General features: G+C 62.5%; 13 protein-coding genes. 10 read left to right on the forward strand and 3 right to left on the reverse strand.

The features are described 5' to 3' along the window. Positions 1-399: 399 nt before the first annotated feature. Positions 400-2,271 (reverse strand): metallophosphoesterase, encoded by a 1,872-nt coding sequence (locus AADX97_RS01935; RefSeq protein ID WP_374231885.1) that lies wholly within the window; start codon positions 2,269-2,271, stop codon positions 400-402. 531 nt (positions 2,272-2,802) lie between these two features. On the opposite strand from AADX97_RS01935, the gene AADX97_RS01940 reads away from it, so the two are divergent. Beyond that, positions 2,803-5,550 carry an alkaline phosphatase gene (locus tag AADX97_RS01940; protein ID WP_374231887.1) on the forward strand — a complete coding sequence of 916 codons (2,748 nt, stop codon included), beginning with the start codon at positions 2,803-2,805 and terminating at the stop codon, positions 5,548-5,550. Positions 5,551-5,604: 54 nt separating this feature from the next. Here the strand turns inward: AADX97_RS01940 and AADX97_RS01945 are convergent, their stop codons facing one another. Together AADX97_RS01945 and AADX97_RS01950 are read right to left on the reverse strand one after the other, a co-directional pair. Continuing rightward, positions 5,605-6,234, reverse strand: coding sequence for an HMA2 domain-containing protein (locus AADX97_RS01945; protein ID WP_374231888.1), 630 nt, complete (start codon positions 6,232-6,234; stop codon positions 5,605-5,607). Beyond that, positions 6,234-6,560: a hypothetical protein gene (locus AADX97_RS01950; RefSeq protein ID WP_374231889.1), complete on the reverse strand. Its 327-nt coding sequence runs from the start codon at positions 6,558-6,560 to the stop codon at positions 6,234-6,236. Before AADX97_RS01950 ends, AADX97_RS01945 begins: the two co-directional genes overlap by 1 nt. Before the next feature lie 296 nt (positions 6,561-6,856). Here AADX97_RS01950 and AADX97_RS01955 point away from each other — a divergent pair, with 296 nt between their 5' ends. The 9 genes from AADX97_RS01955 to AADX97_RS01995 all read left to right on the forward strand — a co-directional run bounded on the left by AADX97_RS01955 (position 6,857) and on the right by AADX97_RS01995 (position 21,907). Then, positions 6,857-7,768, forward strand: a complete 912-nt coding sequence (locus tag AADX97_RS01955; RefSeq protein ID WP_374231890.1) for a D-hexose-6-phosphate mutarotase — start codon at positions 6,857-6,859, stop codon at positions 7,766-7,768. Between the two features lie 10 nt (positions 7,769-7,778). Continuing rightward, a complete protein-coding gene (glnE, locus tag AADX97_RS01960; protein WP_374231891.1) occupies positions 7,779-10,643 on the forward strand; it encodes a bifunctional [glutamate--ammonia ligase]-adenylyl-L-tyrosine phosphorylase/[glutamate--ammonia-ligase] adenylyltransferase in 2,865 nt (954 codons plus the stop codon). A gap of 59 nt (positions 10,644-10,702) precedes the next feature. Next, positions 10,703-11,626, forward strand: coding sequence for a branched-chain amino acid transaminase (locus tag AADX97_RS01965; protein ID WP_374231892.1), 924 nt, complete (start codon positions 10,703-10,705; stop codon positions 11,624-11,626). Positions 11,627-11,923: 297 nt separating this feature from the next. Beyond that, entirely contained in the window at positions 11,924-12,118 is a 195-nt protein-coding gene (locus AADX97_RS01970) for a zinc-finger domain-containing protein (RefSeq protein WP_374231893.1), read from the forward strand. Between the two features lie 83 nt (positions 12,119-12,201). Then, positions 12,202-13,245 (forward strand): dihydroorotase, encoded by a 1,044-nt coding sequence (gene pyrC / locus AADX97_RS01975; RefSeq protein WP_374231894.1) that lies wholly within the window; start codon positions 12,202-12,204, stop codon positions 13,243-13,245. A 948-nt stretch (positions 13,246-14,193) separates the two neighbouring features. Beyond that, positions 14,194-18,855: a MopE-related protein gene (locus AADX97_RS01980; protein ID WP_374231896.1), complete on the forward strand. Its 4,662-nt coding sequence runs from the start codon at positions 14,194-14,196 to the stop codon at positions 18,853-18,855. A 579-nt stretch (positions 18,856-19,434) separates the two neighbouring features. Further along, the gene (locus AADX97_RS01985; protein WP_374231897.1) at positions 19,435-20,490 is read left to right on the forward strand and encodes a 4Fe-4S dicluster domain-containing protein; all 1,056 of its coding nucleotides are present in this window, start codon (positions 19,435-19,437) and stop codon (positions 20,488-20,490) included. Further along, positions 20,487-21,059 carry an FAD-binding oxidoreductase gene (locus AADX97_RS01990; protein ID WP_374231898.1) on the forward strand — a complete coding sequence of 191 codons (573 nt, stop codon included), beginning with the start codon at positions 20,487-20,489 and terminating at the stop codon, positions 21,057-21,059. The genes AADX97_RS01985 and AADX97_RS01990 overlap by 4 nt, the downstream gene beginning before the upstream one ends. Next, positions 21,056-21,907: a nickel-dependent hydrogenase large subunit gene (locus tag AADX97_RS01995; protein ID WP_374231899.1), complete on the forward strand. Its 852-nt coding sequence runs from the start codon at positions 21,056-21,058 to the stop codon at positions 21,905-21,907. Before AADX97_RS01990 ends, AADX97_RS01995 begins: the two co-directional genes overlap by 4 nt. The last annotated feature ends 47 nt before the right edge of the window (positions 21,908-21,954 follow it).

Here is a 21,954-nt window from a genome sequence, read left to right on the forward strand (position 1 = left end):
CGATTACGAAGAGTTATAGCATTGCTCTCAGTGCGTGATTAAGAGAAGATTTTAGTCACGTTGACGTTCAATGACTCGCGTCTCGCGGTCAGGCTTCGCTCGCTGAGTTCGGCTTCCCAACCCTTCAGGGCGCGTGACACCGGTTCCGGGTTGTCACGCAGGCTCCCTCCGCGCTCTGACCACGTGCAGGTTTGGCCGAGGTTACAAGCGAGGCCCGCGATCCCGCTCGCCGCTCTACCCGGAGCTGCGCGTGTCCATGGAGCGGTACCTGCGCGTATGAATGCCGCTGCGGCTGCAGGCGAGGAATAAGATCTTGCAATCGCGGAATACGGCGCTAGGGGGCCGAGAAGCCCATGTCCCCGACGTGGCGTCGGGGGCTGACTGAAGGAACGTCGATATCTATTGGTCCGATCTGCAATCGGTAGCCTGCCTCATCACCTGGCCTCGCGTGTCGAAATGAATGGTGACGACATCGTCGTAGACCCGACGCTCAGTGTCAGTGACATTGTAGTCCTCGTCCATCATCGGGAATACGTAGACAGGGGTCAGAGTCATTTCGGCGCCGCATCGCGTCCTCGTCAAATCCATCTGAAGGTGTCCGTAGTGCAGTCCTCCGTCGATCAATCGCGGGTTGCCGTTTGTATCCGGAGCCCAGGTTTCCGGCGCCTCCGCGCTGGCTGACCATTCCGAACGTGTATTGAACCGAATCGGCGCGTAGGAGCCATCCGGCTGCAGCGCAAGCTGCTCGCCGCGCAGTCCATCGGCGGCTACGCCGACATCATAGGACTGGAAGCCGACTCCGTCGCCATCCTCGTCGATATAGGAGCGCTCGAACATCTCGTCATGACCGCTGAGGACGGCAGCCACGCCGTAAGCCTCGAACATCGGCGTATAGGCACGCATCGCAACGCCGGATTGATTATCCGGGTACTCATGGTTCGGGGGCGTGCCATGCACCCCGTTCGAGTAGGCTGCGTGATGGAACTGAACCAGAATAATCCGGCCTTCCGCGCGAGCGCTGGCCAACTGCTCCTCGGCCCAGTTCCACTGAGCGGAGCCGGGATTGAAGCTTGGAAGATCAGGCACGCCGCCGAAGAGAAGATCGAAGGCAGCGGCATACTCGTCGGCCTTGAACTCGCCCTGGGTATCCGTGGAAAGGTTGGCCTGCGTTAGGCTGCTGTCGTCGCCGGAGAAGATCGGGTTCGACAACTCGCCGGTCTTCGTATCCTCGTCCGGTATGCCGTTGGTCGAGTCCAGGGTGATGACGGTCACCGGACCGAAATCGACTCGGTAGTAGGAGTCCTTGAAATGAGGGTTATCGGAATCGCCGAAGGTGTCGAAGTAGGCGTGATACTTGTTCCGTGAGGTGACGACTGGGCTGCGGTCGGTCGCAGAACCGTAGCCGCCGTTGAGGGCTGCATAAGTCTCCCAATTGCCGAGCGCCGGCAACACCGGGATGCGTCCGGCGAGGCTTCCATGCTCGCCGGCAAAGTAGCGAAACCACTCATCCCAAGCCGGTTGGTAACCGGCGCCCTGGACCAGGTCACCGGCGACCAACATCAGATCCGGTCGAGCCCCCTCGATGATGGACATGTTCGCCTTGAGCGCCGCATCCTGGGTCATCGGATAGCGGAGCGTGAACTCGCCATAGCGTGTGGTCGAGCCGTGTTGCGCAGCGTATAGTGACCCCTCGCCCGGTCGTTTGATCGACTCCTCGGTATAGCCTGTGATCGGATGCAGCTCCCACTCGCGTTTCTCGATGCGTCCTCTCGGTTCCGTTTCGGTATCGGAAAAGGCGATGATGCGTAGGTGCTTCCACTCATCCGCGCTCGGCGCCGCATTGAACTTACCGCGGAACACTTTGCCGTCTTGCTGGACGAAATAGCGATAGGTTCGGCCGGCATGCAGACCATCGATGGTCACCGAGTGCTTGTAATTGCTGTTCGACTTTAACCAGGATCCCTGTTCGAGGCCGGCGATCTCCTGGGTGAGCTCCAACTCGGTATACTCGAGTAGGTCAAGATACCGTGGGGACGACCGGTACAAGGCTTTGACGCCTGGCCCGATCATGACCAAGGCGCCCGCCGATGGGGTCTCGGAAATCCAGCTAATCGTCATCTGGTCGGACGCCGGTTTCTCGAGGAAGGGCAGGACCCTGAAGCCAGGGCTTGGATCCGGTGCGGAATCGACGGCGACGGCGGGAAAACCAATGGTCGCAAGGCATAGGACGACGGTGAGCGCCGAAGCTTTGGAGCGATCTTCGTAAGTCATGAGGGCAAAGTCCTGAAGAAGCGACGTGACCTAGTCTTTGTCGCGTCGGGTTGGTGGAAAGCTGGCGGGAGAGGTCCGAGCAAACTAGCAGGCCATTGCGACGTGTCCGTTAAGGTTTATGGAACAGGGTAAGTCGACGGCTCGGATTCACGGCTCTCCAGTTAGTTCGGACGCGACTTTGGGGTGCGCTCTCTGACGTCGCCAGCCCGGTAGCTCAGCTCATGTGCCCGCAGCCTCTCGTTCTCATTGTTGATCGGGGCGCCGCTTGGAATGTCTGTTCAGCGGTCTCGTCTTCTTACGGTCATCTTTTTCCGATAACGTAGGCGCGCTCGAAGCCGTCGCACACCGCGGCGGGGTTGACAGCGAATGGGGCAAGCGGCCGGCAGGCGACGCTTTACATTTAGACCGTGACGATTGGAGCACAGCCTGGTGGATACCTCGAGACGTCGTTTTCTAGCCACGACCATTGCAAGCGCAGCGGGCCTAGCTGCTCCCGGACCATTGCGAGCCGCGGTCACGGATAGCGACGATGTGCCGACCAATCCGACGCAGCAGTCACGCGATCACTTTCCGCAGTCGGTCGCCTCGGGCGATCCGCGCGCAACGAGTGTCGTCCTCTGGACGCGTGCCATCGATCCCGAAAGGGCCTCGCAGGATCTCGGTATTCGACTGCAGGTGTCCGCCGACCCTCGGTTCTCGGCTCCCTTATTAATCGATTTCCCGGTGACGGCGCTCGTCGAGCACGATCATTGCGTGCGGGTCAAGGTGACTGACCTCGAGCCGGCACAGCATTATTTCTTTCGTTTTCTGCTGCGGGAGCGTGCAGGTCACTGGCTGCAGAGCCCGGTTGGCCGGACCCGCACGGCGCCGTTACCGGAAACCGATATCCCAATCAAGGTCGCCTTCATCAACTGTCAGGATTATGTCGGCCGCTACTACAACACCCTGCTTCCTCTGCTGAGCGAAGCGCACGACGACATCGACGTGCTGATACACCTAGGCGATGCGATCTACGAGACGGCCGGTGGAGACTTCCGCAGCACCGACGGTCTTGATCCCTCGCGGACCTACGATCTGACCTCGCCCGGCTTCTGGCGCACGGGCGTTCGGCTTGAACAACAGCAGCAGGTGCCGCGCGAGGACGGCGACGGTTTCTACGCATCGAAGTCGGCCAACACGCTCGACGATTATCGCTATACCCACCAAGTGTATCGTTCCGACGAGATCTGGCAGGCGGTTTTGGAACGCTTTCCGATGATCGCGATCTGGGATGATCATGAGTACACGGACGATTGCTGGGGAGCCAACACCACTTACGACGACGGGGTGCTGTTGGAGAAGGGAGACCCCGAGCTGCCGGGGAACTCGGATGATTGGGGGCCGACGAACGACGGCGTGGCGACCGGCGAGGGCTCGGTGCGGATCCAGCGACGCCTCGACGCCGAGCGGGCCTGGTTCGAGTACATGCCGATCGACGATCGTCGCGGGAGCGGGCCTGCCGACAGTCCGATTCGCTTTGACCGCGATGGGCAGGGTCGGACGGTCGAGAACAATCTGTCCGACTTTGATTCCGAAGGGCGCGCAAGCGCGCGGGGTGGCGTCAAGATTTGGGGCAGCTTCCGGTTCGGACGTCACCTTGAGCTCTTCATGACCGATTATCGGACCTTCCGCCCGGACCATCCGATCGACGAAGCGGCGTGGCCCGGGGTCGGCCTCGTGCTGAGGGAGGAGCTGGCCGACGACGAGCTCTATGACGCGTACGAGCGGCTTGACGAGACCCGGGCAGACCTCGCCCTATCCGTCCCGGGCTTCACCTATCCAAGTCAGAAAGCGCGCCTGGTCAACCTCGCGTCGGAAGAGCAGGCACAGCCGGGATTGACGACAGCGATGCTGGCGCAACTTGCGCTGGATTACTCGGCGCGCTACTACGCCGAGATGGGCTATGCCGATGACGACGACGGAGCGGATATCAGTGTAGGCGCGATGAGGAAGGCGAAGCGTGCCCTGCTGGACGATGAGCATGGCGACCCCTTGTTGCCGCCGGACCACTTCCGCGTCGATGCCGACAGCGCCAATGCATTGATCAATAAGCTCAACAGCTCCCGTCCTCGGAATCGACGTTTCGCCCTGCTTCCGGTCGGCGCTCCGGCGAAGGACGGCTTGTCGTATCGCAGTCTCGGGAAGCTGGGACTTGGCGGTACCTTTGGCGGATTCCTCGGCGGACGCTATCTATGCGTGAAACCGGCGATCGATCTCTGGTCGGAGCACCTGCTGCGCATCGGGTCGAGGCGGGTCGATGTGCTCGGCGACGAGCAAGAAGCCTTTCTTCGGGAGGCGATTCCCGCCTCGAACGCGAGTTGGAAGGTGATTGGAAGCTCGGTGTCCTTCAGCTCGCTGGTGATTAACCTGGCGCGCGACTTCGCGACCATCGATCCACGAGACCCGACGATCAGGACCTTGATCACGCGCTTGGCGTCACTCGGCGAGGAGGCGGGTGATTTGGGCCGACAGGCCGCGGCCCTGCTTGCGTTCCCCGAGCGCGCCGGCAGCGAAACGCCCGCCTTGGTGGAGAAACTCATCGCCCTCCTGCTGCCGAATGAGTATTACCTCAATTGCGACCATTGGGACGGCTTCGCCGCAAAGAAGGTACAGCTGCTTCGCGAGCTTTTCATCCCCAACAACTGCATTCTGATCGCCGGCGACATTCACTCGAACTACGTCAGCGAATTCACTTCGGCGACCGATCCCGGCGCCAAGGCTATTTGCTTGACCGTAGCGGGGGTATCGTCCGAGACCTTTCAGTCTTTCGTCGCGTCGGCATTGGGTAATCTTCCTCCCATCATCGGCTTGCTCAACGCCAAGCTGAACCTGCTACTCGAGTCAGGCGTCAGTGGTTCCGAGCGCTCGCTCGAAGATCGATGCGTGACGGGTGTCGACTCATTCATGCTGCAGGGCGTCAGCGAGAAGATGCCTTTGGCGCGCGCCGATGAGCATGGCGTCGTCATCATGCGCATCGATCGCAAGGGTGTCGACGCGGCCTATTACAGCACGCCGCCGGATCGTCCTGAACTGCCCGATAATCCGAACAGCCAGGCCGATCCGAAGAAAAACAACGCAGTTGGTCTGGCTTATTACCATCCAGCTCAGGCCAGATCCTTCGTTCGCGCCGTGGAAGCGACCAGGCACCGGGTTGAGATACGCGCTACGGGGTCGGTGACCGTCGTCAAGGGTACGCCGGACTCAACGGCGCCATTAGCCGACATCGATACGAATTGCTGATCTGCGAGTCTGCCGAGGTTACGCAATCGTCGAGGCTTCGGTGCCGTGGCCGGGTCACGGCCACGGCACGAGTCGCCGGACGACCGGAATCCATGGCGCCTCGCGACGCACCGTGCGCCCGCACTGGGCCAAGTGTGTCTTCATGCTCTGCGCTGAAGCCGCGCGCTTGCGTGTGCGTTGCGGCGGCCGCCCCGGAAATATCTCATCTCGCCAGCCGCGCGCGGAGGTGCGCAGCATCCAGCGGGTCAGGCGCAGGTTCAGCCGACACAGGAGAATGGGAGCTTCGGGCTTGCGGGGCGGTACGCGAACGGGCGTTCGCCGCCGCGACGCAAGGCGGTCGCGCGAGCGCGCCAGATTGACGACCGTCGTGGTCCAATCTGCCAGAGCGCGTCGTACCCGAGACCACGCGCGCTGGAATGCACGCTCGATCGGAGGCGTGTGCGACGCCGTCACCGACGCGGCCGGATTCAAGAGGGCATGGACACGCTCTTGGATCGCCGGGGCGTCAAGTTTCTCTACCTCGTAATGAACGACCAGGCTCGCGCAGGCCGGATTCGCCCGGACCGTCAAGATACCGGCTTGTCCACGGAGCGCCAATTCGATGCGGTCCGCAACACCTCGATCCTGATGCAGGGCCGAAATGCGCAACCGCAAGCGCCCGCTCGTCTGATGGCATACCTTCATCACGGTTCCGTCCCGATCGACTCGGCTCTGATAAACACAGGCGCGATATTAAGAAGAATCATTCTTGATAACAAGTTTCCCGGTGATCGGGCCGTCAGCGACGCCGCCGGGTTGCTGGCCCCTTCGCATCGCCCGGAAACCTCCTTCCACCGCAGGCTGAGCAGCGATCCGGCCAGCCCGGCAAGTCCGAGCAGGAAGATGGTGCCCTCGACCCAGCCGATCGCGGCCAGACAGAGGTCCTGGGTGACCCCGCCCCAGATCCAGACCCACTTGCGGATGGCCTGCCGCCGGACAATCTCGCCGATCAGGATCCGCGGCAGTTTCAAGAATGCTCTCACGGAGACACGGAGGCACGGAGAGCGACGAGAAAGAGCTCCCGTGTTCTCCGTGTCTCCGTGAGAGATCTTTTAGGAACCGATCCGTCGCAAGCCGCCACCTCGGGCGCCATGGGCGCCTTGCGGAGGAGGGGCTCGGGAGCTACGCTCCCGGCCACCCGTCGCGAGCGGGTTCGGCTGTCCGCCGAGAACGCGGGATGCCGAGTGCGCGAGCCCCGGCGGCCCCCGGATTCCTTGCCACACGGGCCCTTCCAGACGAATCGCCCCACCGACCCGGAGAATCATACATGGACATCGAGGCACTGAACGCCGAGCACGGCATCGACGGCATCCTGCGTTTCACCGAAGGCCGCGGCGGCCTGACCATCATCGAGATCGCCAACGCGCAGGCGACGGCCCTGATCTCGCCCTACGCCGGACAGGTCTTGGCCTATCGACCGGCCGATGGGGCGGATGATCTGCTCTTCGTGAGCGAACGGGCCTATTTTGCCGAGGGCAAGGCGATCAAGGGGGGTATCCCGATCTGCTGGCCCTGGTTCGGCGCGGATCCCGAGGCGAAGGGGCGACCCGCTCACGGGTTCGTACGGGCCTGGCCCTGGCAGGTGCTCGCGACCGAATCGCTTGGCGATGGTGCCACGCGGGTGCAGCTCGGGATCGCCGACGACGCTGCCACCCGCGCCATCTGGCCCCAATACTTCAATCTCTTGATCGACATCCATGTTGGCGCGACCCTGTCGGTTGCCTTGAGCACGCTGAATGCCGGCGACCGGCCATTCCACATCACGCAGGGTTTCCACACCTATTTTAAGGTCGGCGATGCCACGCAAGTCGCGGTCGAGGGCTTAGACGGCTGTCGCTATATCGACAAGGCCGCCGACGGCGGCGATGTCGTGATCCGCCAGGATGGGCAGGTTAGGTTCGAGCGCGAGGTCAATCGTATCTATGAAGATGTACCCTCTGTGCTGACCATCGTCGACCCGACCTTGGATCGGCGCATCCGCATCGAATCCGAGCACAGCTGTACCGCCGTGGTCTGGAACCCCTGGGTCGAGACCGCGAAGGCGATGGGCGATCTCGACGATCAGGACTACCGGCGCTTCGTCTGCGTCGAGACGCTCAACACCGCCTCGGAGGTGATCGAGATCCCGCCCGGCGAGACCTATCGTCTCGCGGCGCGCTATGCCATCGAGCCGCTCTGATCGAGCCTCCATGGATCATTTTCGCAATCTCGACCCGGCGACCGAGGCACACTGGCAGACCTGGCTCGACTGGGCCGCAGAGCGGGGCCTCGACCTGCCGGATGATCCCGCGTTCGCCGAGGCGCGGGCGCGCGTCTGGGAGGCCAGCGACTATGTCGCCGTCTCGGTCGCCCGTCATCCGGAGGTACTGGCCGACCTGATCGCGAGCGGCGAGCTGGAGCAGGCCCATGATGCCGAAGCGCTGACGCGCGGCTTCGAGAGCGCGCTGGCGCCGGTCACGGACGAGCCCGGTTTGCATCAAGCCCTGCGTCGTTTTCGCCGGCGCGAGATGATCCGCATCATCTGGCGCGACATCGCCGGTTGGGCCGAGCTTTCGGAAACGCTTGAACATCTCACGGCGCTGGCCGACCTCTGCATCCAGGGCGCTCTGGATCGCATCCACGCCTGGACCTGCGCCGAGCTCGGCACGCCGCACGACGAGACGGATCGCCCGCTGCAAATGGCCGTGTTGGGCATGGGCAAGCTCGGTGCCCGCGAGCTCAACCTGAGCTCGGACATCGACCTCATCTTTGCCTTTGCCGCCAACGGAGAGACCGAGGGTGGTCCCCGCAAGCTCGCCAACGCGCAGTTCTTCACCAAACTGGGCCAACGCTTGGCGCAGGCGCTGGGCAGCCAGACGGTCGACGGCTTTGTCTTTCGCGTCGATACGCGCCTGCGACCCTTCGGCGAGTCCGGGCCGCTGGCCATGAGCTTCAACGCGCTGGAGGACTACTATCAGACGCAGGCGCGCGAGTGGGAACGCTACGCCATGATCAAGGCGCGCGTCGTGGCCGGCGACCCGGACGACGCGCGCGAGCTGATGGCGATGCTGCGTCCCTTTGTCTATCGGCGCTATCTCGATTTCGGTGCGATCGAGTCCTTGCGCGATCTGAAGCGGCTGATCGCCAAAGAGCTGTATCGCCGCGGCATGGACGCCAACATCAAGCTGGGTCCGGGCGGCATCCGCGAGGTCGAGTTCATCGGTCAGGCGTTCCAGCTCATCCGCGGCGGTCACGACGCAGATCTGCAGATCCGTCCGATTCGCGAGGTGCTGGCACTCTTGGCGCAGAAGCAGTTGATGCCCGAGTCTGCCGTGCAGGGGCTGGACGACGCCTACTGTTTTCTCCGTTTGGTCGAGAATCGCATCCAGGCGTATCGCGACAAACAGACCCATCTGCTGCCGGCCGACGAGCCGGGTCAAGCACGTCTGGCGCGTTCGATGGAGTTTGCCGATTGGCCGGCCTTCGAGACGGTCCTGGAAGCGCATCGCCGTCATGTCCAAGGCCAGTTCGACGAGGTGTTCGCCGCACCCGAGACGGAAGAGGTGCCGCACGAGCTGGATTCGGTCGCGCTCTGGCACGGCGAGGGCGATGCGGCCCATGAGGTCTCGGCGTTGAGCGAGGCGGGCTTTGCCGAGCCCGAGGCGATTCAGTCTCGGTTGATCCGGTTTCGCGATTCGATCGCGCGCAAAGGACTGAGTCGACGCGGTCACGAACGCATGGAACGGCTTATGCCGATGGTCTTGCGCGAGAGCGCCGCGAGCGCGCAGCCCGACATCGCCCTAGAGCGCGTGCTCAAGGTGCTCGAGGCCGTCGCGCGCAGGACGTCCTATCTGGCGATGCTGAGCGAGCACCCGGTGATCCTCGCGCAGCTCGCCCGTCTGGCGAGCATGAGCCCCTGGTTCACCGATCGGATCGCGCGTCATCCGTTGCTCTTGGACGAGATGATCGACACGCGTCGACTCTATGCCCCGTTGCGGCGGGCGGATCTGGAGGCCGAGCTCGATGCACTCCTGCTGCACGTCGACGCGGATGACTTGGAGCAGCAGATGGAGCGACTGCGCCAGTTCGCGCAGGGCAACATGCTGCGTGTTGCGGCGGCCGATCTGACCGAGGTCATCCCGCTCATGGTGGTGAGCGACTATCTGACGGAGATCGCCGAGGTGTCGATTCGTCGTGTGTGGCGGTTGGCGTTCGAGCATCTCGCGCAGCGCCACGGCCGCCCGACCGAGATCATCGGGGAGGAGACTGGTTTTCTCGTGCTGGGCTACGGCAAGCTCGGCGGGATCGAGCTGGGCTATGGGTCGGATCTGGATCTCGTCTTCATCCACGGTACCGAGTCGCAAAGCGCGATGACCGACGGGGCGAAGGAGATCAGCAACGAGCAGTTTTTTGCGCGTCTCGGCCAACGCATCATCCATGTGATGACCACCCAAACCCCCTCGGGGGTCCTCTACGAGATCGACATGCGTTTGCGACCGGACGGCAACCGCGGGTTGCTGGTGCGCTCGTTTGCGGCCTTCGACGCCTATCAGTCGAACGATGCCTGGACCTGGGAGCATCAGGCCCTGATCCGCGCCCGCCCGGTCGCCGGCGATCCGCAGTTGGCCTCCCGTTTCAGCGTGCTGCGGCGCGCGATCATCTGCCGCGAGCGTGAGCCCGAGCAGTTGCGCAAGGATGTGCGAGAGATGCGCGCGAAGATGCGCGCGAATCTCGACAAGAGCGGCGGCGGTCGGTTCGATCTCAAGCAAGGCCCAGGCGGTATTGCGGATATCGAGTTTATGGTTCAATACGCGGTCTTACGCTGGGCGTCGGAGTATCCGGCGCTGGCCGACTGGACGGACAACATCCGCTTGCTCGAAACACTCGGACGGCTCGATTTGCTGCCCGGGCGAGCGGCCGAAGACCTGACTGCCGCTTACAAGGCGCTGCGTGCGGCCTATCACCGCAGCGCCCTGCAGGAGCAGCCCAAGACGGTCGCGGACGCGGATCTGCTGCCCGAGCGCGAGCGCGTCCAGTCCTTGTGGCGCGCCTTGATGGACGAGCCTGCGTCCTGAGGGCAGTCTCTCGAATCGAAACGGGAGCTTGATCCCGATGCAACCGGAGTGAGTCGACGATGGCAACGATGGAAGACCGTGATGGCCTGATCTGGCACAACGGCGAGATGGTGCCCTGGCGGGAGGCCAAGACGCATGTCCTGACTCACACCTTCCATTACGGCATGGGTGTCTTCGAAGGCGTGCGCGCCTACCGCACCGAGCAGGGCCCGGCGATCTTTCGTCTGCGCGACCATACCGATCGCCTCTTCGATTCCGCGCATATCCTCGGCATGAAGGCGCCGTTCGACCGCGAGACCATCGACGAGGCCCAGCGGATCGCCGTGCGCGAAAACAATCTCGACTCGGCCTACATCCGTCCGATGTTCTTCTATGGGCCGGAGGGCATGGGTCTGCGTGCCGACAACCTCAAGGTGCATTGCATCGTCGCCGCCTGGGAGTGGGGCTCCTATCTCGGCGAAGAGAACATGACCAAAGGCATTCGGATTCGGGTCTCGTCCTATACGCGGCATCACGTCAACATCACCATGTGCCGCGCCAAGGCCAACGGCAATTACATGAATTCCATGATGGCCTTGCAGGAGGCCCTGCGTGACGGCTACGACGAGGCCCTCTTGCTGGACGCCTCCGGTTACGTGATGGAAGGCAGCGGCGAGAACGTCTTCATCGTGCGCAAGGGAGTTCTCTACACGCCGGATCTGACCTCCGCACTCGACGGCGTCACGCGGCGCACCGTCATGACGCTGGCGCGCGACCTCGGAATCGAGGTGGTGGAGAAACGGATCACGCGCGACGAGGTCTATATCGCCGACGAGGCCTTCTTCACCGGCACCGCCGCCGAAGTGACGCCGATCCGGGAGGTCGACGGCCGCGCCATCGGCAACGGCGGGCGCGGTCCTATCACCGAGCGGCTCCAGGGCCTCTACTTCGATCTGGTGCACGGGCGTCTTCCTGCCTATCCGGAATGGCTCACCCTCGTTTAAAGCGCGCCTGGGGTGGTGGTTCGGCCCGGCTCCATTCGGGTTGATGCCGGAGTATTTCGTCACAGTCGGAGCTGACGCGATTTAAAGTGAAAGAACGACAAGAGGGGACCTCATCCGGTCTTTGCGGCACGGACCCGCTCACGTTCGGTGATGTCCCGAAAAGAACGACCACGCTGGAGGGGCGGCTGTAGGGGCGGCTGTAGGGGCGACTTCAGTCGCCCTCTACAACATTTGCAACCATGCGCAGTCGGAATACCGAATTCCCGGAAATCGATTTATCCGATGGAGACTTTGCCGATGTCCAACGCCGCCGTCGAGACGCCAAGCGAGCATGCGCTGATCGAGGTCAGCCGCAAGGATCTGCCGCTGTCCTGTCCCCTGCCGAGTGCACCTGTGTGGAACATGCACCCACGGGTCTATCTGCCGATCGAAGACGAGCCCAACCAGGAGGCGACCTGTCCCTATTGCGGGACGCGCTATCGGCTTGTTTGAAACCGTGTTCATTGGGGTTCGGGGTTCGGGGTTCAGGATCCTGGTCTAGGGGGCGCGTTGCGCCATATCCGGATGCGGTTGACATGACTGAAGGTCACAGTATTTGCATCACCCGGCCGGATGACTGGCATCTGCATCTGCGTGATGGCGAGGTCTTGGCCGATGCGCTGACCCATACCGCGCGCTGCTTCGCTCGGGCGATCGTCATGCCGAATCTGCGGCCGCCGGTCGTGGATACGGCTCAGGCATTAGCTTACCGTGCGCGTATCCTGGATGTGCTGCCGCCCGGCAGCGATTTTCAGCCCTTGATGACGCTCTATCTCACGGACGCGACGAGTCCCGCCGAGATCGGCACGGCCAAGGCGAGCGGGCAGGTCTTGGGCTGCAAGCTCTATCCGGCCGGTGCGACCACCAACTCGGAGAACGGGGTCACGGACCTGCTCGGACGCTATCCGGTCTTCGAGGCGATGCAGCGCGCCGGTCTGCCGCTCCTGGTGCACGGAGAGGTCACGGACGATCAGGTCGACATTTTCGACCGCGAGCAGCGCTTCATCGAGGAGCGCCTGGAGCCGATCGTTCGCGCTTTCCCCGGGCTCAAGGTCGTCTTCGAGCATGTGACGACCGCCGAGGCGGTCGATTTCGTGCGCGACGGGCCGCCGAACCTTGCCGCGACCATCACGCCCCATCACCTGCTCTACAACCGTAACGCCATGCTGGCTGGCGGAATTCGACCGCATCTCTACTGCCTGCCGATCCTCAAGCGCGAGCGTCATCGTCTCGCGCTGGTCTCGGCCGCAACCGGCGGTCATTCGAGGTTCTTCCTCGGCACCGACAGCGCGCCGCATGCGCTTGAGGGCAAAGAGGCGGCCTGCGGCTGCGCCGGGGTCTTTAGTGCGCACGCCGCCATCGAGCTCTATGCCGAGGTGTTCGAGCAGGCGGGTGCCTTGAAGCGTCTGGAGGGATTCGCGAGTCACCAGGGCGCGGATTTCTACGGCTTGCCCCGCAACACGGCCACCATTCGTCTGCGCCGCGAGCCTTGGACCGTTCCGGCGTCCTATTCCTTCGGACCCAACCGGGTGGTGCCTCTCCGTGCGGGAGAAGCCGTCGCTTGGCGTCTGGTGGCGTGACGGCCGGGGCGACGGGCCTTGCCCATCAACCCTGCCACGTCGCAGATCGAAGAGTAGGGGCAGGCGCAGCGCCGGCTCGCGCTGGTCCACCCGACCGGCCGGCCTCATGAGCAGGGGCCGCCGACGGCTTCGGTGGGTTCCCAAGTCCGGAACGCGCAGCGTGCGGGTGAACAATCAAACGTCGGCGCAAGTTGTGCTTCCTAGCGTCAGCACGGTTTCCTGCTATCTTCAGTGATGATACGCCCGCAGGACCAGAGACCGATCGATAGGGCATACTGAACGGCCTTCGAGATGCAACCAACGATGCCTTCGTCTTGGGCAAAGAACAGATTCAACAACAGATCGCGACGATGGTCGTGGCACACTTGGGCTGAGACTTCCGGTTGATCGCGGAACGAGCTGGCCGACACCGATCGGCTCAATCTGCGGATATCGCTAAAAAGTAGTGGTCTGTCCCTGGTATTTGCCTGGTATTCGCTGGTATTTTTCTGTCCCTGGCATTTGTTCCTCGTCCCCTATTGCTCGTTTCGAATTGCCGGTCAGTGCGACCCGACTGTCGACTGAATTTACGTCGCTGGATATCGAGATCCTCTGCATCCCGTGGGGAAACTGCTAAACTCGTCGAGCGTACGGAACCGGTTACGACGCCCTCCGGTCGCCTCGGATAGGCCCCGAGACATGTCCAGTGTCGCGCAGGCTTCCAACGATTAAAGACTGCGTGCGTCGTTGATCAACCTTAAGCTTGTCGAGCTGAGGCAGACTCTCATGGGATCACATTCAGGGACTTTGGCGCCAACCCGAGACTCCAATCCACCGGTACATCCGAAAGCCCGCATCGGACGACTACTTCCGACCTTACTGGGCTTAGTTCTTCTCGGGCTGTCCCCCACTGCCCTACATGCTGCCGAGTCGGCAGCATGTCCGGACAACGACAACGACGGATATGCCGTGTGTTCGGATGAATGCGATCCTTCGGGCAAACCGTGCGGCGATTGCAACGACGGCAACGCCGGCATCAATCCCGGCGCACTCGAGCGCTGTAACGGCGTCGACGACAACTGCAACGGCCTGATCGACGGTGCTGATCCGACCTTTCCCGCATTCGATCCGGTCGAGGCCGACGGTATTCCTGTCGACGACGATGGTGACGGCGTCGCCGATGAAGGCTACGGATTCTGTGTCTTCCACGAAAGCCCCGGACTGGAAGGTGTCTGCAAGACCGGCGGAATCCTGGTCTGCAAAAACCCGGCTGGCCCGGTCACCTATGAAGCATCGCCGGGCGACAATCTTGACGCTCTGATCGGTCGCGGCGTCTTTACCTGCGAGAATACCCCCAGCGCCATCATTGAATATGCCGAGGAATCGCTCGCCGCAGGCAACTGTTTCGACGGGGTCGACAACGACTGCGACGGCAGGATCGACGTCCTCGATGAGCCCGCGTGTCAGGAGCCGGAGAAGTGCGACGGCTTGGACAACGACGGCGACGGCGTCATCGACAACGATTTTGACGTCGGCACGATCTGTACGGTCGGCGTCGGAATCTGTCAACGCAACGGGGTACAGTTCTGCAACGCGGCCGGGGAACGCACGGAATGCTCCGCCGAACCCGGTGCGCCGAAGCAGGAAGGTACGATCCATGGCCTGAGCTGCGCCAACGGTGTCGATGACGACTGCGACGGACTCGTCGATCTCGCCGATCCGGATTGTGCCGGTTTCGGTCAACCCGAGCTATGCGGAAACGGGATCGACGACGATGGCGACGGGGTCACGGATGAAGGCTTCCCGATCTTGGGACTCGAATGCGCCGCGGGGGTCGGGGCGTGTCGGCAGATCGGTGCCTTCCAATGCACCGCAGACCGCCTCGACACCGAATGCGGAGCCGTCGCGCTGGACCCGCCGGAGCCCGGCGTCGAGCTGAGCTGCAACGATTTCATCGACAACGACTGCGACGGCTTCACCGATGCCGAAGACGTCGACTGCGCGGGTGCCTTCGCCGATTTGGGCGTGACCTGTTCCCTCCCCTATCGGGTCGGCCGGCGCCCGGCCGATTGTCTTGCGACCCACTTCATCGAGCTCGATGGCGGTCAGGCGACCGAAATCCAGGCCGATCTCGTCTCCATCGACGCGAATGGCGAGCTGTTGGCCATCATCGAGGATGTTCGGGACGGCGATATCGCCTATCTCGGCAGCCGGATCGATCCGCGATTCTGGCGGGTCACGACCTCGCCGGCGGGCAACTACCACACGATGTTCCACAAGAACCCCGTATTGCGGGTGGTCGGCAAGAAAGGCGCCCTCCAGGACGTCGCCTACTGCGGAATCGTGCCCTTCATTCAAGTGACGAGTCCGCGTGATCAGACGCTTTCCCTGCCCGACGACGATCGCGTCGAGTTGAGCGCCTTTCTGCCGCTCGTGGACGCGGACACGCTCAAAATTGAGCTGAACGGCGTCGACATTCTTGCCGAGATCGGTGTCGACCCCGCCACACAGCTCCCGACACCCGGCGGCGTACTCTGCAACGCACCCGGGGAGTGCCGATTCCAGATGCAGGCCGGTTGCGGTATCGATAGCCCTGTGGATGTCGACGTCGAGTGGCTCGCCATCGAGGCGCTGGATCGGCAAGCTGCATCGGATACCAACACGGGAATCGCCGTCCCGCTCCAGACCAACACCCTTCAAGTGCGACTGAGCGGACTGCCGCCTGGCGGCCATCTCTTTAGAGTCTCCGGTCAACCATTACCGCGCACTCCGCTCAATCGGAGCTGCTACCGCGACGATCTGGCCGATATCGGAAAGGCATCCGCCTTCGCCATCACGGTCGATTCCCCCGCGGATCAAGAGATCGTGCTGACAGCGCCCGTCAAGGTCTCCGGGAGCGTCTGCGCGGGCAAGGAGATCAGCTCCCTTGCCGTCAACGGACTGTCATTGGATGTCGGGATTCCCGACCGCCAGATCTGCGCCGGGGACGACCAAACCACTCCTCGGGAATGTCTGGTCAAATTCGACGCGTCGCTTCCCGAACATTCCTTCGCGGATGCGACCGCGGGCACGGCGCCGCTCGGTAGCTTCCTGCGGGGATCCAACCGGGTGATCGTCGATGCCGCCACAAGCGACGGCTTGCGCACCTTCAACACCGATGTCGTCTTCGCCCTCGGTGCCGTCCAAAGGCCGCTCGATGCCGAGTTCTCGCAGATCCTTGCCGGTTCCGAGAGCACGCGCCAGTCGTTGTTGCGCCCCGACGAAGAGCTCGATTCAAGTGTGCTCGATCGCCTGCGCGACGAGATGCCGGCACGCATCCAACGCTTTATCGACGATGACCTGAGTCCGCAGCTGCGCGACCTCTTGTGGAACCTAGACGGCCGCCTCCGCGGGGAGATCGCCGAAGCCATGAGCGCCGCGTCGGTCGACGGCGCCTTCCTGATCGGCTTGGAAAAGGCGGCCGCTCAAAGCTTCTTCAACGCGACCTGTATAAAGGCCGTCGACACCTTCACGGACGATCTTAAAGCCAACCTAAGCGGCAAGACCTTCGGTACCTTCGATATCAAGCCGGACTGCTCATGCAATTTGACTAACATTCCACTGGTGCTCAGAGAGCTCGACTTTACGACCTGGGCGTCGGAGCACCCCAGCGGCGATCCTCCAACCTGCCAGGTCGATCTCGTCGAGGGCGCACTCGGACTCACGGTTCGCCTTCCGACGGTGCACCTCAGGGTCGGCGCCAGCGATTCTTGCACGATCCGAGATCCCATCTTCGACACGTGCATTGCACGCACCAAGGTCGATGTCGAAGCGGCGGTCGACATCGCGGACATCCGCTTCGACGTCACCATCTCGGAACAGCAGATCGAGACGAAAACGCCGGACAAGGACGCGTTCACCTTTTCCTTCGATATCCGTGATTCCGATGGCACACCGCTCTATGTGCAAGCCGGGACCTGCGCGAACCCCGGCGGATTGGAGTGCTTGAGAGACAGCGCCTGTTGGCCGTTGACGAGCGGCGGCGCCTCGGGCACATGCGCGAAAGGGCCGGCTGAAGGTGCCGCTTGTACGACGGATTTGAACTGCCCATTGGACCCATCGGGGCGGGGGAACAAATGTACCGGCGGCGAAAATCAAGGCAAGTCCTGCAAAACGAGCGCCGACTGCCCCGGTGGCGCCTGTTATGCCAAATGTGTCGGAACCTGCAACGACGTTGTCATTAACCGCGGGTTTGATCCCTTGACCCGAGGCTCGTTCCCCATCCAGTGTTGGGGTGGGGCACTCTGTTTTGTTTTTGATACGCTCGGCCGCGCCGTCGGCGGTGCCTTAGCGTTCGTGTTCACCGGATTTGACTTCGCTGTTGGTGAGTTCATCTTCCAGCAGTTCGGAGTGGGCGAATTCGAGTTCGAGCAGTCATTCTTGGATGACCTGCAACTCGGCGAGCCCGACGCAATGGGCCTCAACGATGCAGGCGTCAATCCTGATGCCTTTGCACAGGACTCAGAGAGCTCGCTCTTCACGCCAGGCCCGATCAAGGCCGACATCACCGAGGACGCACTGCTCATCTCGGTTGGCGCGGAATTCGAGAGCACCTGCGAAGAAGCCGCCGTCGACGCATCTCCGGGTGCCGCCCTGACGCCCGCACGGTTGCCGACTCAAGCCGAGGTCGCTGCAGTCGGTGCGGATATCAGCGTGCTGATCGCCGATGATGTCTTTAATCAGATCTTCGCCAGCATGACACAGTGCGGAGATCTTCAGTCATTCTGCACCAGCGCGGGCGAGGACCTGGACACGGTCGGCGATCTACTCCCCGAGGATTGCTCGACACTGCCCCTACCCGGCCTGCGCGGTCAGTGCAGTGCGATTCGTGGAGCCGATTGCACGACCCTGATCGGCTCCATCGAGCGCGGGGTCTGCCATGGGTTCAAAGGCGAGGATTGTTTGACCTTGCCTGTCAGCGACCTTAACCTCGTTGAACGTCAGCGGGTCAAGAGCAACTGCCAACAAACCGTCGCAAAAGACATCAGTCAGGACGACAGCATCCTGCTCTGCGGCCGAGTCGATATGCCTCCGGAAATCGGCATCAAAGACGAGGACGCCAACGACAAATTCGTCGGGGTCGATCTCGCGTTGAAGCAGGTCAACGTGGTTTTCGTGCTGGACCGCTCGCAGGACAACTACACGGATGATCTCGACGATTTGAAGGGCTGTTTCTCGGCTCAGGGGAACGCTGCACCTGATTGCCAACTCTTCGCAGCCTGCCTGGATCTTGCCTTCAGCACCGAGATGGGCATCGACAATAGTCTTTGTGCAGCGAACGAGCTTGGCTTCGTGCCGAAGGTCAAGGGCATCATTCCGTCCAACACCGGCTTCGGTGCCATGTGCAACGTTTCCGGGACCTCCGACGACCAAAACATCCTGGAACGCGCCTTCGAGAGCGTCGTTATCGAAAAAGTTGCTGAGAACGCCGAAAAGTTCACACCTCCGATGTGCATCGAAGGCATGAGTCTCGAAGGCGTAATAAACATCGACTTCGACGAGGCAAAGCTGTTCGGTATCACGACCGACGGTCTCACACCGGGTTATGCGGATTACCTAGGTATCACCGTGCGTCTGAAACCCGAACCTTAGCGCGAGACCCTTCAGGTCCCGGCATCGCCGGGACTTTTCACCGTGACTAGGTGCTGTATTCCCGGTTCACCCACGAGGAAGTCATCATCGTGCGCGTGGTGCACGGTGCACGCGATGTTCGGGCGCTAAGCTTCGGGGAAGGCACTCACCTCCGTGCTCAATTGTCCGAAGCCAGTTTCGTAAAATGTCTCCGATATCCGCCTGTAGACTTCTTGAGTGAGTATCCAAAATTTTTCGTCTAAGCGATAAGTAATGCATAAGCTATCGTGGTTCGTCCCCGATTCTTCCCGAAAACCGTGGTCTGTCCCTGGTATTCCTGCGGGCGTTCCCACCCGGGCTGAATCCATCCGACCTCGTCGATACCTGTCCTCCTTCGCTTGAGCACCCTCGCAACGACAAGGTCTTGCGCAGCTTGCGCTGCATCCCCCGGATGGTTGACCTGCGAGGATTCTCGTAATCCCGTAGTCATCGCATGGTCGTTTTACCCGAGGGCACCGACCGATCCGGAGCCATTCGGCTCCATCCCGACCGGTGCCGCCACCGGATGCACCGGATCCTCCGTCGTCGAGGGACATCCCGTTGAAAATACTTCCCAAGCACTCGCTCAAGGCGTGGGTCGAACGCCGGCGTGCCACCCACCGCGTCGTGGCGCCCCGAGAGACCTACGGTCAGTACATCTTCGAGGAGATCGAGAACGCGGACGATCTGGTTCTCGACTACCACAGCAGCGTCCTCCCGCCGAAAAAGTACCTCCTGCCGCCGCGCGAGGACCTCTTCGCCTTCAACGCGAAGACGATGGAGATGTCCCCGCTCATCGAAGAGATCCAGCCCACGGTGATCATGGCCCTGCACACCTGCGACCTGCACGCCATCACGCTGCTGGACAAGATCCAGGCCACCGGCCACACCGACCAGCATTATCAAGCACGTCGGCGCAAGACGACCCTGGTCAGCATCGAATGCCTGAAACCTTGCATGGACCACGCCTTCTGCAAGAGCATGGGCACGCTGGCCGTGCCGGAGGGCTTCGACGTTCACCTCACCGATCTGGGCGACCGGTATGCGGTCGAGATCGGCTCCGAGCAGGGCGAGCAGTTGATCGAGGGCTTGAGTCTGTTCTGGGAGCCCGTCGAGGCCGACTACGACCGCGCGAACCAGGTGATGGCCGGGAAGTGGCCGAACTTCGACTATCGCCTGGACTGCGACGTAACGGATCTTCCGGATCTGCTTGCGGCCAGTCAGGACAGTGCGCTTTGGGACGAGGTCGGCGACACCTGTCTCGCCTGCGGTCAATGTACGAAGGTCTGTCCGACCTGTTACTGCTTCGATGTGTTGGACGAGATCGATCTGAAGCTCGAGCACGGCAAACGCGTCCGTGTCTGGGATTCCTGCTTGATCGAGAAATTCGCCGTGGTCGCGGGTGGACACAACTTCCGCAGCTCCCAAGCGCGGCGGCTGCGCCATCGCTTCCTGCGCAAAGGCAAATATCAATACGAGTCCTACGGTCTGCTCGGATGCGTCGGCTGCGGACGCTGCGCACTCTCCTGTCCGGCCCACATTACGCCGATCGGCCTGCTCAACACCTTGGCCCAGCGGCGTCGGCCCGCCACCGAGGAGGCATCGTCGCGGTCATGACCACTCTCCTGCGCGAAACGCTCACCAATTCCTCCATCTACATGCCGACCCCGGCGCGCATCGTCGAGGTCGAGCAATTCACCGAGGTGGAGAAGTGGTTCCATCTCGAGCTGCCGAGCGGCTTCACCATCGACCACAAGCCGGGGCAGTTCGTCGAGGTCTCGATCCTGGGGATCGGCGAGGCGCCCATCAGCATCTGCTCCTCGCCCGCGCGCAGCAACGGCTCCTTCGAGCTGTGCGTGCGTCGGGTCGGGAAGCTGACCGATGCGCTGCATCGCCTGGACGTCGGCAGCATGATCGCGGTCCGCGGACCCTTCGGGCATGGCTTCCCGATCGACCGCTTCCACGGCAAGGACATCATCTTCATCGCCGGCGGGCTCGGGCTCGCGCCCCTGCGCTCGCTCATCACCGACGTGCTGGACGAGCGCGGCAAGTACGGGCGCGTCGCCCTGCTCTACGGGGCGCGCACGCCGAACGACTTTCTGTTTCCGGCCGACCTCGCGGCTTGGGCGAACCGCGAGGATGTCGAGTATCAAACCATGCAAATGGAAGGAGCGACGCCGGCATGAGCACTCTGAAGGTCGATGTGCATCATGTCACGCGCGTCGAAGGTCACGGCAACATCGTCGTGGATGTCGAGAACGGCGAGCTGACCCAATGCGATCTGCAGATCGTCAAAACGCCGCGCTTCTTCGAGGCGATGCTGCGCGGTCGCGCCTACGACGAGGCATCGCACATCACCTCGCGCATCTGCGGGATCTGCGCGGTCGGGCACGCGACCGCCTCCCTGCGCGCGACCGAGCAGGCACTCGGGGTCATCCCCAGCCTGCAGACCACCCTGCTGCGCAAGCTGAACTTTCACGGCGAGATCCTCGACAGCCACGTCCTGCATATCTACATGCTGGTGGCACCCGACTATCTCGGCCTCGGCAGCGTGATCCCGCTGGCCAAGAGCGCGCCGGATATCGTCCTGCGCGCATTGCGCATGAAGCAGCTTGCCGGGGATCTCTGCGCGACCCTCTGCGGGCGCCATACCCAACCCATCTCCATGACGGTCGGCGGCTTCACGCAGTTCCCCAAGCCCGCGGATCTACGCGCCCTGCGCGAGCGCTTGGTCGCCTCGCGTGCGGACTGCGACGCGACCATCCAGCTCCTGCATGGCCTGGAGTTCCCGGCATTCGAGCGCGACACCGAATACGTCGCCATGCATCGGGACGACGAGTACTGCTTCATCGACGGGTCCATCGCCAGCAGCGATGGCGGGATCCGGCCGCTCGCCGATTATCGCGAGGTGACCAACGAGTCCATCGTCGCGCATTCATCCGCCAAGCACACCCGCCATCGGCGCGAGTCCTACATGCTGAACCGCGTCTTGCCGAGGGTCCAGGGAATTCCCAGCCTCTCGACCTGCTCGTGACACCGCTCCTGCGGTGTCACGCAGCTCCCGGCGCTCCGCGCCAAGCG

The sequence above is a fragment of the Thiocapsa sp. C2-2m genome, assembly GCF_041903745.1.
GTDB classification, from domain to species: Bacteria; Pseudomonadota; Gammaproteobacteria; order Chromatiales; family Chromatiaceae; genus Thiocapsa; species Thiocapsa roseilacustris.